The sequence below is a fragment of the Aeromonas sp. DSM 116730 genome, from assembly GCF_046581335.1.
Taxonomy (GTDB): Bacteria; Pseudomonadota; Gammaproteobacteria; order Enterobacterales; family Aeromonadaceae; genus Aeromonas; species Aeromonas rivipollensis.
In genome coordinates this window covers 3,713,480-3,725,241 of the sequence record NZ_CP144265.1, presented here as the reverse complement: position 1 = coordinate 3,725,241, position 11,762 = coordinate 3,713,480, and the positions used below count along the sequence as shown (strand labels likewise).

The window sequence follows — 11,762 nt, the reverse complement described above, 5'->3', positions numbered from 1 at the left end:
CGGCGTCAGCCACCTTGCCTGTGGTAGAGGCCCCGTTCGCTGACCTGATCCTGATCCAGCAGCGGCTGGCCGCTTGGCCTGGCGATATAGAATCCCCGTTTGCCGCTGCGCTTGACCCTGTACATGGCCTGATCGGCCCGGGCCAGCGCCGTGCTGAAGTCATCCTGGGGCCGGATGGCCGCTATTCCCATGCTCATGCCCACGGCCGCCTCCCCATTGGGCAGCTCGAACGGGGTGGCTATGGTGTCGACACACTGGCGGGCCAGGTGGCTGGTCCTGGGATCCTCGCTGGGCCAGGGCAGCAGCAGCACGAACTCATCCCCCCCAAGCCGACCCAGCCTGACCTCCTCACCGCAGCAGTGACGCAGCCGCTGGCTGAGGGCCACCAGCAGCTCGTCCCCGGCGCGGTGGCCCAGGTTGTCGTTCACCTGCTTGAAGTCATCGAGATCGATGAAGCAGATGGCCCTGTGCTCCCCCGGGAACTGGCGGTGCATGGCGGTGCGATTGAGCAGGCCGGTGAGGGGATCCCGGTGGGCGAGCTGGGCCAGCTGCTGCTCGTACTCCTTCTCGTGGGTGATGTCGATGTGGGTGCCCATCACCCGGATGGCGTTGCCCTCCTCATCCCGCTCCACCACCCGGCCGCGGTCCAGCACCCAGGTGGTCTTGCCATCCTTGCCGATCATCCTGTGCATCACCTGATAGAAGGGGCTCTTGCCCTCCAGGTGGTCGAAGAAGGCTTGCAGCACCCGCTCCCTGTCTTCCGGGTGCAGATGCTCGCGCCAGATGTCGAAGTGGGCGGACAGCTCCTTGGGCTGATAGCCGAGCATGGATCCCCAGCGCCGGTTGAAGATGATGAGCTTGCCGGTGGGAACATGGTTCTGCCAGATGCACAGGCCTGTGCCGTCCATGGCGGCATCCAGCTTCTCCCGTGCGTCATCCGCGATGCGTCTGAGGCGCTCGTTCTCCAGCAACAACCTGTCGTAAGCCTCCCGCAGCTCCTCGTAGGTCATTCATCATCCCTTCCCTTGTGTCAGTTCGCTTATAGTCGATGCAGACTTTCCTTCTGTAAAGAATGAGATAGCAGGAGTGAGCGCTGACACGGCAATGCATGCCGTGGCTGTGCGCCCATGACAAGGAGGGATATGATTGGGGCGGTGGGCACGGCGTCCGGGCCATCGAACGGGGAGACTGAATCTGCATGAAGATCCTGACGGGCATTAGCCTGCTGTTATGGCTGGGAGTGACACCCGCCTTCGCTGTGTCCCCCCGGCTGACCGAACCCGCGCTGTCCCTGGAGCTGCAGCAGCTGGAAGATGATGCCCCGCCCCAGCAGGTGTTTCGCGACCGTGTCGCCGCCCTGGTTGCCCATGTCGATGACTACCCGCCCGAGGTGCAGGGGCGCATCGCCCGCCTGCAGTGCTGGGCCCAGCCGAGCGAGCGGGACGAGGAGTTCCTGCGCGCCGTGCAGTTTGCCGACAAGGCGCTGGCTGAGGTGAGGGGCCGCAAGGACAGGGTCACCGAGAGCGGCCTGCTCGCCTGTCGCGGTTATCATCAGCAACTGCTCGGCAACATGGACGAGGCGCGGCAGGACTACGACGCAGCCCTGACCCTGGCGCGCAGGCTGGGGGATGAGCGGCAGCGGGCGGACATCCTCAACTTGCGGGGGGAGATGTACTCCTACCAGGGGGAGCTGGCCGAAGGGCTGATGGAGCTTATCGATGCCCATCGCCGTTACGAGACCCTGGGGCTGGAGAGCAAGGGGCGCGAGGTGCTGGCCAGGATCGCCAATGCCTATCGCCGGATGGGACTCTTCGAGCGGGCCGAGGGCTATTTCCAGGAGCTGGAGCACGACTACCGGACGCTGGGGGATCAGGAGCGGCTGGTGGATATTCACACCCAGCAGGGGCTGCTCTATGTGGACACCGCAGAGTACGACAAGGCGCTGCCCCTGATGGTGGAGGCCGAGCGCTACTATGAGGCGCAGCGGCAGGACGGTGTGCTGGCCTGGAGCAGGATAGAGCTGGCCACCATATTGCTCAGGCAGGGCAAGACGGCGCAGGCCATGGCCAAGCTGGAACAGGCCGCCACCTTGCTGCATCAGGGGGAGGGGGCGGACAGCGTGACTCTGGGCCACTGGCACATCGTCATGGCCACCGCGCTGGATGCCATGGGCAAACCGGCCGAGGCGCTGCGGCACCTGGACGAGGCCGAGCCGATTTTTGCCCGGGAGCAGAACCTGCGCTTCCTCGCCTGGGTGCACGAGGTGCGCGCCCGGGTGCTGGAGCATCAGGGGCGGATCGCGGAGGCCCTGGCCAGCCTCAAGGCCTTCGTGCAGACCCGTCATGCACTGGATCAGCGGCTGCGGGAGCAGCGGGCCCTGCAGATGCGCTTCGAGTTCGATCTGGCGCGCAAGGAGCTGGAGAACCAGAACCTCAGATCCAGCCAGCAGTTGCAGGCAGAAAAGCTCAAGCAGTTGCAGGAGCGGCGCTACTGGCAATATCTGGTGGTGGTCCTGTCGTTGCTGGTCATGGGGGTACTGGTGCTCCATCAGCGCAGCCGCACCCGCAAGATGCAGCACCTCGCCATGACGGACGAGCTGACGGGCATTCACAACCGGCGTCAGATCCAGGCCAAGGGGCGCAAATGGTTCAGCCAGGCGCGCGAGAGCGGCAAACCCCTGTGCGTGCTGCTGCTGGACATAGATCACTTCAAGAAGGTGAACGACCGGCTCGGCCACCAGGTGGGGGATCAGGTGCTGACTGCGGTGGCCCATTGCATCGAGGAGCAGGTGCGCAGCCTGGACAGGGTAGGGCGCAACGGAGGGGAGGAGTTTCTGGTGCTGCTGCCCGATACCGAGCTTGAGGAGGCGGCCGAGGTGGCGGAGCGGGTCAGGATTGCGGTCTCCCGCCTCGTCATCGAGGGAGTGCCTGAGGATCACCCCATCCACGTCAGCATCGGCTGTGCCGAGTACAGGGCAGAGGATGACAATCTCGGGGAGCTGATACGGCGGGCCGACGAGGCCATGTATGCTGCCAAGCTGGCGGGGCGCAACCGGGTGGTGAAGGCGGCCTGATCCCGAACCGGCCTTCTGACCCCTCATGCCGGGCTGGGTATTTTTCACTCGCGCGGGTATAATGTCGCGCAATTTTGCTTTGACTCAGGCGAGAAGGCCCATGTAACGCAGCGCTCCTCCTTTTTCCACCTGCGGGTTCCATGACCCGGCTGCGTGGCGTCGTTGTCTGCATGGGAGCCCTGATCCCAAGGTGCTGTCCCGCATTTATTCCCACGGGGGCCAAGGCCGCCGCTCAATAGAAGAACGTCGAATTATGTCAGCTGAATTTCTGAGTGAAGTCTCAAAGAGACGCACTTTTGCGATCATCTCGCACCCGGATGCGGGTAAAACCACCATCACCGAAAAAGTCCTGCTGTTCGGACAGGCCATACAGCGTGCCGGTACCGTCAAGGGCCGTGGCTCGGGCCAGCACGCCAAATCCGACTGGATGGAGATGGAGAAGCAGCGCGGCATCTCCATCACCACCTCGGTGATGCAGTTCCCCTATGCGGACTGTCTGGTCAACCTGCTCGACACCCCGGGTCACGAGGACTTCTCCGAAGATACCTACCGTACTCTGACGGCGGTCGACTGCTGCCTGATGGTCATCGACGCCGCCAAGGGTGTCGAAGATCGGACCCGCAAGCTGATGGAAGTGACCCGGCTGCGCGATACCCCCATCCTCACCTTCATGAACAAGCTGGACCGCGAAGTGCGCGATCCCATGGAGGTAATGGACGAGGTGGAGCGCGAGCTGAAGATCATGTGCGCCCCCATCACCTGGCCCATCGGCTGCGGCAAGTCCTTCAAGGGGGTCTACCACCTCTACAAGGACGAGACCTATCTGTACCAGACCGGTCAGGGCCATACCATCCAGGAGAAGCGAGTGGTCAAGGGGCTGAACAACCCTGAGCTGGACGCCGCCATAGGTGAAGATCTGGCTGCCCAGCTGCGCGGCGAACTGGAGCTGGTGCAGGGCGCCTCTCCCGAGTTCGATCACGAGGCCTTCATCGCCGGCGAGATGACCCCTGTCTTCTTCGGTACCGCCCTTGGCAACTTCGGCGTCGACCACATGCTGGATGGTCTGACCGACTGGGCACCGTCCCCCATGCCGCGCAAGGCAGAGAGCCGCGAAGTGGTGGCGACCGAGGAGAAGTTCTCCGGTTTCGTGTTCAAGATCCAGGCGAACATGGATCCCAAGCACCGCGACCGTATCGCCTTTATGCGCATAGTGTCCGGCACCTACTCCAAGGGCATGAAGATGCGCCACGTGCGCATCGGCAAGGATGTGAACATCTCCGACGCCGTCACCTTCATGGCCGGTGACCGCGAGCAGGCCGTCGAAGCCTGTGCCGGTGACATTATCGGTCTGCACAACCACGGCACCATCCAGATCGGCGACACCTTCACCCAGGGTGAGGATCTCAAGTTCACCGGTATCCCGAACTTCGCACCGGAACTGTTCCGCCGTATCCGTCTGCGCGACCCCCTCAAGCAGAAGCAACTGCTCAAGGGGCTGGTTCAGCTCTCCGAAGAGGGCGCCGTGCAGGTGTTCCGTCCGCTCATCAGCAACGATCTCATCGTCGGTGCCGTCGGTGTGCTGCAGTTCGATGTGGTGGTCTCGCGCCTGAAGAGCGAGTACAACGTCGAGGCCATCTACGAGGCGGTCAACGTCTCCACCGCCCGCTGGGTGGAAGGGACCGACGTCAAGAAGTTCGAGGAGTTCAAGCGCAAGAACGAGGTCAACCTGGCGCTGGATGGCGGTGACAACCTCACCTACATAGCGCCGACCATGGTCAACCTGCGCCTGTCCCAGGAGCGTCACCCGGACGTTCAGTTCCGCCAGACCCGCGAGCACTGATAACGACCTCTTTGCCTGTTGGCTGACAAAAAAAAGACCCCGCCTAGGCGGGGTCTCTTGTTATGTGCGCTTTCGGGAGGCGATCCCCATCCGGGGGTTGATGGTTGAATAAAAATAACGGATAAGTGATTTAAATTTCATTCTTGGAGATGGATATGTCCGTCACTCTGCCTGTCGAGGCACAGTTTGATGCCTACAATGCCCACGACATCGACGCCTTCCTGGCCTGCTTTGCCGAGGATTTCAAAGGCTATCGCATGCCGACCGAGACCCCGAGCACAGTCGGCAAGGGGGCGCTCCGGAGCTTCTATGCCGAGCACAGATTCAACAACCCGGCCTTGCGGGCCGAGCTGCTTTCCAGAACCCTGCTCGGCAACAAGGTGTTCGATCACGAGCTGATTTATGGTCTCTCCCCTGAGCCCATCGAGAGCGTGGCGGTATTCGAGGTAGAGGGCGCCGTTATCAAGACCGCCTGGTTCTATTTCCCCTCTTGATCCGAATATCTAACTATTTCTCCATACGGCGCCAATATACGTTCCTCTTGGTCATGGGATTTCGGAAAAACTTCAATAAGGACATTGAATGCACATTATCCGGGCCACCCCGGCCCATCTTGAAGAAACCAGCAACCTGTTTGATGCCTACCGTCAGTTTTATGGGCAGGCGCCGGATAATAGCGCCGCTACCCGCTTCATTGCCGAACGCCTCGAGGCTGCCGATTCAGTCATCTTTCTTGCTCGAAATGAGATGGGTGAAAGCATCGGTTTTACCCAGCTTTACCCGGCATTCTCATCCGTTGCCATGAAGCGGATGTGGTACCTCAACGATCTCTTTGTCATCGAGTCAGCCCGCCAGCAGGGAGTGGCGCGAGCCCTGTTAAAACGGGTGGCCAGCTTTGCCAAAGAGACAGACGCGCTGACTGTAAAGCTGGCCACAGCCGTATCCAATCATCCTGCCAAATCTCTCTACGAATCAGAGGGATATCAGAAGGTCATCGCCTTTGATCACTACACCCAACGGGTTTAGGTGAGACAGAGGGCACCGTTCATAGGCAACTTGTTTGCTCCCTTCTCCCCTCGCGGGAGAAGGGTTGGGGATGAGGGGGATAGGAGCTCACATTTACTCTGCCGGCATCAGCTCAAGCACCATGCAGATCTCGCAGGCGTCGTGGCCGGTGCAACCCAGCGGGCCAGGCAGGTGCTCGAAGCCGAGCGACTCGTAGAGGCTGGTGGCTTCCCGCAGATCGGCCGTGGTTTCCAGATAGCAGCGCAGGTATCCGAGGGTGCGTGCTTCCGCCAGGGCCTGCAGCACCAGCCGCCGCCCCAGCCCCAGGCCGCGCAGGGCGGGCATAAAGTACATCTTCTGCAGCTCGCAGGTCCCTGTCTCCCCCGCCAGGGGGGCTATGCCGCCACCGCCGAGAATGGCGCCGTCCGGCCCCTCTATGACCCAATAACGGCTCTGCTCGCCCTGATAGGTCTCATGGAGGAAGTCGAGATTGGGATCCGCCACCCCGTAGCCCTTGTCGGCGGTGAGGCCGTATTCGGCGGAGACGGCCCGGATCACGGCGGCGATGGCGGCATTGTCCTCAGGTGCTATGGGCCTGATGCGATAGCCCTGCTGGCGACGGGCGCGGGAGAGGGCGCTGCGATAGAGGCGCATGCCCTCCCAGAGCCGCTCGCGCTCCTCGGGGGCGAGCTGGGCCAGGGTCTCGGCCATGGCCTCATCCATCTGCCGATGTAGATCATGGAGTTGCGCGCATCCCAGCCCGGTGAGGGTCGCCTGCTTGCTGCGCCCGTCCGAGGGGTGGGGCTGCCAGGCGATCAGCTCCCGCTCTGCGAGGCGGGCCAGGGGGCGGCTGGCATTGGACTTGTCGATGCGCAGCCGTTCGGCCAGTTGCTGATTGGTGGCGGGGCCGCTCTCCAGCTCGATGAGCAGGTGTGCCTCCAGGGGGCTGAGGGCCAGGGAGCCGCACTGCTGGGAGAGCATGCCGAGTTCGCGTACCAGTTCCCGTGACAGGGCGCGCAGGGGGCGGGGATCCATCTTGTGAGTGTCCTTCTGGTTGTTACCTGCAACTAATATAGCCAACTGGTTGTTGATGGCAACTACTTTTCGAGGCAAAAGACGGGCACAAAAAAGGGCCCGGGAGAGGGGCCCAAACATTGGAAACCCACGCCAGGGCGCGGATCCCATCCTTGGTCAGGAACAAGCTGGCCGGGCAACGGCGGCCCGGCCTGTGTATGGCTCGGATCTGGCGGCTTGCACCAGCTTCGACAGCATGGTGCCTGCTACAGAGCGGTCTCAGGGCGCGGGCGGTTTATACCAATTCCGCCAGCATGGCCTCCGAGTAGGGCACCAGGGGCTCGGCGGCCTTGAGCTTGCTCAGGTAATCCGGGTTGGCGATGAGGGGGCGACCGATGGCGATGAGGTCGAAGCGGTCGGCGCGGATCGCCTCGGCGGCGGTCTCGGCACTGTAGTTGCCGACCCCCACCAAGTGGCCGTCGTAGTGGGCGCGCAGGTAGTCGGAGGCGCGGCCATCCAGGTAATCGAAGGTGAGGCTGTCATCGAAGATGCCGAGGTGCAGATAGGCCAAGGCACGCTTGTTCAGCTCGGCCAGCAGATGGTCGAACACGGCGCGATCTGCCGGGCTGCCCGCCAGATGGACATAGGCGCCGGGGGAGAGGCGCAGGCCCACCCGCTCGCTGCCGATGCGAGCGTTGATGGCGTCCACCACCTCCAGGGCGAAGCGGCTCATGTTCTCAGGGGTCTGACCGTACTGGTCGGTGCGCAGGTTGCTCGAGTGGTGCAGGAACTGATCGATGAGGTAGCCGTTGGCACCGTGGATCTCCACACCATCAAAGCCCGCTTCGATAGCGTTGGCGGCGGCCTGGGCGTAATCCTCGACCAGCTGGCCAATCTCGGCCACCGTCAGGGCGCGGGGCACCTGATACACCAGTTCACGCATGCGCGGCACAGTGCCTTCATGGGCGACCGCGGACGGTGCCAGCACCTCGGCATGGTGGAAGAAGGGGTGGGAGAGGCGACCCACGTGCCACAGCTGGGCGAAGATCTTGCCTCCCTTGGCATGCACGGCCTCGGTGACCTGTTTCCAGCCTGCGATCTGCTCAGGGCTGTAGATACCCGGTGTGTTGGGATAGCCCTGGCCGTCCGGGCGAATGATGGTGGCTTCGGAGATGATGAGGCCTATGTCGGCGCGGCGGCCATAGTAGGCGGCCATCTGCGCGGTCGGCACCAGTCCCGGGCCCGCCATGCAGCGGGTGAGGGGGGCCATCATGAAGCGATTCGCGAGGGTGAGGGTGCCGTTGAGGCGGTAAGGTTGAAACAGGGTATCCATGCAGAGCGTCCTCGGGGGTGATTCTTGAATGGGCATTCAAGACGTTTTTTGGTTTGTACGCAAGTCTTTTTTGAGCAAGCATTCAACATGGATTGGTCTTGCCTGCCTGCTGGGGTAAACTTGCCGCCCTGTTCCCCGGTACGCCGGGTCCTTGCCAGCGGAGATCCCATGCGCAGTGCCGAATTTGATCGGGACCTTGTCCTGCGAAGCGCCATGGAGGCGTTTCGTGCCAGAGGCTATGCCAAGACCACCATGCAGGATCTGGTGGCGGCGACCGGGCTGCACCCGGGCAGCCTCTATGCCGCCTTTGGCAACAAACGGGGCCTGCTGCTGGCGGCGGTCGATCACTATGTGCAGGAGAAGGGCGCCCAGCGCCGTCGCTGCTTCGATCAGGCGAGCCCGCTGGCCGGGCTGAAGGCCTTCTTCACCCAGCTGGTGGACGATGCCCTGCAGGGCTCCTGCCTGCTGACCCGCACCCTGATGGAGCTGGCGGAGCAGGACGAAGAGCTGCACCTGCGCTTCAAGGTCATCTATGGCGAGCTGGAAAGCGACCTGGCGCAGCTGCTGCGTCAGGCCAGCGAGCGGGGGGAGCTGGCCCCCGGTGGCGACATCCCCACCCTGACCGCCTTCTTGCAGGTCAACATCCAGGGGCTGGTGACCTTCGCCCAGTGCCATCCCGACCGCGCCTTGCTGGGCGCAGTCGTCGATCAGCTGATGGCGGCCCTGACCCCCAGGCGCTGAATCCCGTCAGGCCCCCGGTCCTATATTTGTCCCCGCTGCTTGCCCCTGCCTGCCCCCTCTTCCATCTTGATGGTGAGGATATCGGCAGGAGGAAAGGGAATGACCAGAAAGGCAACGTCTCGGGCTATACTGGCGCACTTCACCACGCCACGGCTCTCCATCGCGCAGCGGTTCGCCGCCGGCAAGGCCCTGCGGGAACAGTTTCCTCGCGAAGCTCACTCCTGGCTGCCGCCCGCGCCCTATGACAGGGATCCCATCGCCGTGCTCAAGGCCCAGGCCACCACTCGCTTGAAGCAGCTGGTGCCGGTGCGCCATGCCAGGATGCAGGAGTCCCCCTTCGCCTTCCTGCGCGGTGCGGCCGCCATCATGGCGGGGGATCTCGTCGCCACCCCTCACTCCGGCCTCATGGTTCAGGCCTGTGGTGACATGCATGTGGCCAACATCGGCCTCTATGCGAGCGCCGAGCGCAATCTGGTGCTGGCCATCAACGACTTCGATGAGACCCATCTCGGCCCCTGGGAGTGGGATCTCAAGCGCCTGGCCGCCAGCGCCCTGGTGGCGGCCGAGTACCTGGGGGCCGATGCCGCCCGCCAGCGGGAGGCGGCCAGGATGATAGCGACCGGCTACCGCACCAAGCTGCGGGAATACGGCAAGATGGGCTTTATGAGGGTCTGGTACGATCACATCGAACAGGCCTCGGTGCTCGATGCCTTCTCCGTCGATGCCCATAGAAGGGTCAAGGCCACCTTCGCCAAGGCCCGCAGCCGCAACCACCTGCAGGTGCTCGGCAAGATGACGGATCTGGTGGACGATCAGCACAGGATCCGCGAGCTCCACCCCTTCGTCATCCGCGAGACCCACACCGAGGACGGGGAGCCCGTCTATGAGGTGCTCGGCGAGTTGCTGGAGGCCTATCTCGCCTCCCTGCCAGAGGACAGGCGCATACTGCTGCGCCGCTACAGGGTCGTGGACGTGGCCCGCAAGGTGGTGGGGGTGGGCAGCGTGGGCACCCGCTGCTGGGTTATCCTGCTGACCGGCGCCGACGATGACGATCCCCTCTTCTTGCAGGTCAAGGAGGCGCAACCCTCGGTGCTGGCCCCCTATTTCACCTCGGAAGACGACAGCGGCAACCAGGGGCGGCGGGTGGTGCGGGGGCAGCGCATGATCCAGGGATCGCCGGATATCTTCCTCGGCTGGTGCGATCTCAGGGGCCGTCACTTCTACGTGCGCCAACTGCGGGACATGAAGGGGGGCATAGACATCACCCCTGGCATGGTCAAGCCCCGCCACTTCGTCGAGTATTGCCAGCTGTGCGGCTGGGCACTGGCGCTGGCCCATGCCAAGTCCGGGGATGCGGCCCAGATCGCCGGCTACCTCGGCAAGTCGGAGGTGATGGATGAGGCCATCGCCGACTTCGCCGTGGCCTACGGCCAGCGCACCCGGGACGATCACGCCCTGCTGCTGGCCGCCATCGCCCGCGGGGAGCTGCCGGTCGCCTCAGAGGCGAGGTGAACGCTTCCCCTCACCCTGGCCCTCTCCCGGAGGGAGAGGGAATTGATCGAGGATTTGTTGGGCGTTGTGGGTTGGTCATGCAGGTTGAGCCAAGATTTTTCCACAGACCAGGTATCAGCTCCCTTCTCTCACTCCCTTGCAAAAGAATGGGAGAAGGGTTGGGGATGGGGGGCGCTCACCTGGGCAGGCCAGCCGGTTGTCCACGAACTTGCCACTGAGCGTCGATCCGCTCCCTTCTCCCCTTGCGGGAGAAGGGTTGGGGATGAGGGGGGTTAGTCAGGGCTCACCAGCTCCTTCATCAGGCCCTTCAACCAGATCAAGGCCGGCTGCTGCGCATGCACCGGGTGCCAGACGCAGTTGAGGTGGTAATCCGGCACGTCCGCCGGCAGGGGCAGGCTTTTCAGCGGCCAGTGGTTGGCGAGCAGCTCGGCCACCATGCTCGGCAGCACCAAGAGGTGATCGCTCTGGCTGACGATGGCGGCGGCGGACATATAGCTCTGGCTGTTGACCGAGATGGTGCGGCTATGGCCCAGGCTCTTCAGGTAGCTGTCCAGGCTCGCCTCCGAGGTGCCCAGCGGCGAGTGGAACACGTGGGGCATCTCGATAAGCTGCGCGAGGGTGATGCGCTCCTCCCCCAGCTCCAGGGTGGCGCGCACCAGTCCGGCCAGGGGCTCGGTGAGCCAGGTCTCCTTGCCGAGATACCCCGGCACCTGCATGTACTCGTCAAACCCCAGCACCAGATCGATCTCGCCGCTCGCCAGCTCCGCCTCCGGCAGGGTGTCGCGCAGTATGCGGATCTCTATGGTGACCCCGGGGGCCAGCTTCCTGAGGCGCTGGATGAGGGGCGGGATCAGCACGCACTCCACGTAATCCGTGGTGCAGAGCACGAAGCGGCGCTTCGACTGGCGCGGCTCGAACAGCTCCTCTTCGGAGAGCTGCTGCTCCAGCAGCCGCAGCACCTGCTGCACCCCCAGATGCAGCCGCTGGGCCCGGGGGGTCGGCAGCATCCCCTGAGGGGTACGCACCAGCAGCGGATCGTCAAAGAAGGCCCGCAGGCGATTGAGGGCGTGGCTCATGGCGGGCTGGCTGATAAACAGCGATTCGGCGGCGCGGGTCACGCTCCCTTGCGTCATCAGGGCGTCAAGGGCGAGCAGCAGATTGAGGTCGAGCTGGTGCAGTTTCATGGGGGGATTATTCGCCGTGTTTATGGGACAATCCATCCTATTCATTTGATGGATGGGCAC

10 protein-coding genes are annotated in these 11,762 nt (G+C 63.5%); 6 read left to right on the top strand and 4 right to left on the bottom strand.

Annotated features, from left to right (window positions below):
• Window positions 1–5 precede the first annotated feature (5 nt).
• Complete coding sequence (locus Aeroheme_RS16980) at window positions 6–1,010, bottom strand: diguanylate cyclase domain-containing protein (protein WP_411166256.1); 1,005 nt, start codon at window positions 1,008–1,010, stop codon at window positions 6–8.
• A 188-nt stretch (window positions 1,011–1,198) separates the two neighbouring features.
• Between Aeroheme_RS16980 and Aeroheme_RS16975 the strand changes: the two genes are divergently transcribed.
• From Aeroheme_RS16975 to Aeroheme_RS16960, 4 genes are all read left to right on the top strand, one after another.
• Complete coding sequence (locus Aeroheme_RS16975; protein ID WP_411166255.1) at window positions 1,199–3,073, top strand: diguanylate cyclase; 1,875 nt, start codon at window positions 1,199–1,201, stop codon at window positions 3,071–3,073.
• Between the two features lie 250 nt (window positions 3,074–3,323).
• Window positions 3,324–4,913: a peptide chain release factor 3 gene (prfC, locus tag Aeroheme_RS16970; RefSeq protein WP_411167258.1), complete on the top strand. Its 1,590-nt coding sequence runs from the start codon at window positions 3,324–3,326 to the stop codon at window positions 4,911–4,913.
• Between the two features lie 155 nt (window positions 4,914–5,068).
• Window positions 5,069–5,407 carry a nuclear transport factor 2 family protein gene (locus Aeroheme_RS16965; protein WP_042001764.1) on the top strand — a complete coding sequence of 113 codons (339 nt, stop codon included), beginning with the start codon at window positions 5,069–5,071 and terminating at the stop codon, window positions 5,405–5,407.
• 88 nt (window positions 5,408–5,495) lie between these two features.
• Window positions 5,496–5,939 carry a GNAT family N-acetyltransferase gene (locus Aeroheme_RS16960; RefSeq protein ID WP_042001766.1) on the top strand — a complete coding sequence of 148 codons (444 nt, stop codon included), beginning with the start codon at window positions 5,496–5,498 and terminating at the stop codon, window positions 5,937–5,939.
• 93 nt (window positions 5,940–6,032) lie between these two features.
• Here Aeroheme_RS16960 and Aeroheme_RS16955 read toward each other — a convergent pair whose 3' ends face one another.
• Window positions 6,033–6,953: a GNAT family N-acetyltransferase gene (locus Aeroheme_RS16955; protein ID WP_411166254.1), complete on the bottom strand. Its 921-nt coding sequence runs from the start codon at window positions 6,951–6,953 to the stop codon at window positions 6,033–6,035.
• A 274-nt stretch (window positions 6,954–7,227) separates the two neighbouring features.
• Window positions 7,228–8,265 carry an alkene reductase gene (locus Aeroheme_RS16950; RefSeq protein WP_163149177.1) on the bottom strand — a complete coding sequence of 346 codons (1,038 nt, stop codon included), beginning with the start codon at window positions 8,263–8,265 and terminating at the stop codon, window positions 7,228–7,230.
• Between the two features lie 168 nt (window positions 8,266–8,433).
• Here Aeroheme_RS16950 and Aeroheme_RS16945 point away from each other — a divergent pair, with 168 nt between their 5' ends.
• Together Aeroheme_RS16945 and Aeroheme_RS16940 are read left to right on the top strand one after the other, a co-directional pair.
• Window positions 8,434–9,006 (top strand): TetR/AcrR family transcriptional regulator, encoded by a 573-nt coding sequence (locus Aeroheme_RS16945; protein WP_411166253.1) that lies wholly within the window; start codon window positions 8,434–8,436, stop codon window positions 9,004–9,006.
• A 99-nt stretch (window positions 9,007–9,105) separates the two neighbouring features.
• A complete protein-coding gene (locus Aeroheme_RS16940; RefSeq protein WP_411166252.1) occupies window positions 9,106–10,518 on the top strand; it encodes a DUF2252 domain-containing protein in 1,413 nt (470 codons plus the stop codon).
• Between the two features lie 272 nt (window positions 10,519–10,790).
• On the opposite strand, the gene Aeroheme_RS16935 is transcribed toward Aeroheme_RS16940, so the two are convergent.
• Entirely contained in the window at window positions 10,791–11,702 is a 912-nt protein-coding gene (locus Aeroheme_RS16935) for a LysR family transcriptional regulator (RefSeq protein ID WP_411166251.1), read from the bottom strand.
• Window positions 11,703–11,762: the final 60 nt, after the last annotated feature.

Coding starts and splice junctions, on each gene's coding strand:
- Aeroheme_RS16980 (WP_411166256.1), bottom strand. CDS start 1,010: ATGACCTACGAGGAGCTGCGGGAGGCTTACGACAGGTTGTTGCTGGAG.
- Aeroheme_RS16975 (WP_411166255.1), top strand. CDS start 1,199: ATGAAGATCCTGACGGGCATTAGCCTGCTGTTATGGCTGGGAGTGACA.
- Aeroheme_RS16965 (WP_042001764.1), top strand. CDS start 5,069: ATGTCCGTCACTCTGCCTGTCGAGGCACAGTTTGATGCCTACAATGCC.
- Aeroheme_RS16960 (WP_042001766.1), top strand. CDS start 5,496: ATGCACATTATCCGGGCCACCCCGGCCCATCTTGAAGAAACCAGCAAC.
- Aeroheme_RS16955 (WP_411166254.1), bottom strand. CDS start 6,953: ATGGATCCCCGCCCCCTGCGCGCCCTGTCACGGGAACTGGTACGCGAA.
- Aeroheme_RS16950 (WP_163149177.1), bottom strand. CDS start 8,265: ATGGATACCCTGTTTCAACCTTACCGCCTCAACGGCACCCTCACCCTC.
- Aeroheme_RS16945 (WP_411166253.1), top strand. CDS start 8,434: ATGCGCAGTGCCGAATTTGATCGGGACCTTGTCCTGCGAAGCGCCATG.
- Aeroheme_RS16940 (WP_411166252.1), top strand. CDS start 9,106: ATGACCAGAAAGGCAACGTCTCGGGCTATACTGGCGCACTTCACCACG.
- Aeroheme_RS16935 (WP_411166251.1), bottom strand. CDS start 11,702: ATGAAACTGCACCAGCTCGACCTCAATCTGCTGCTCGCCCTTGACGCC.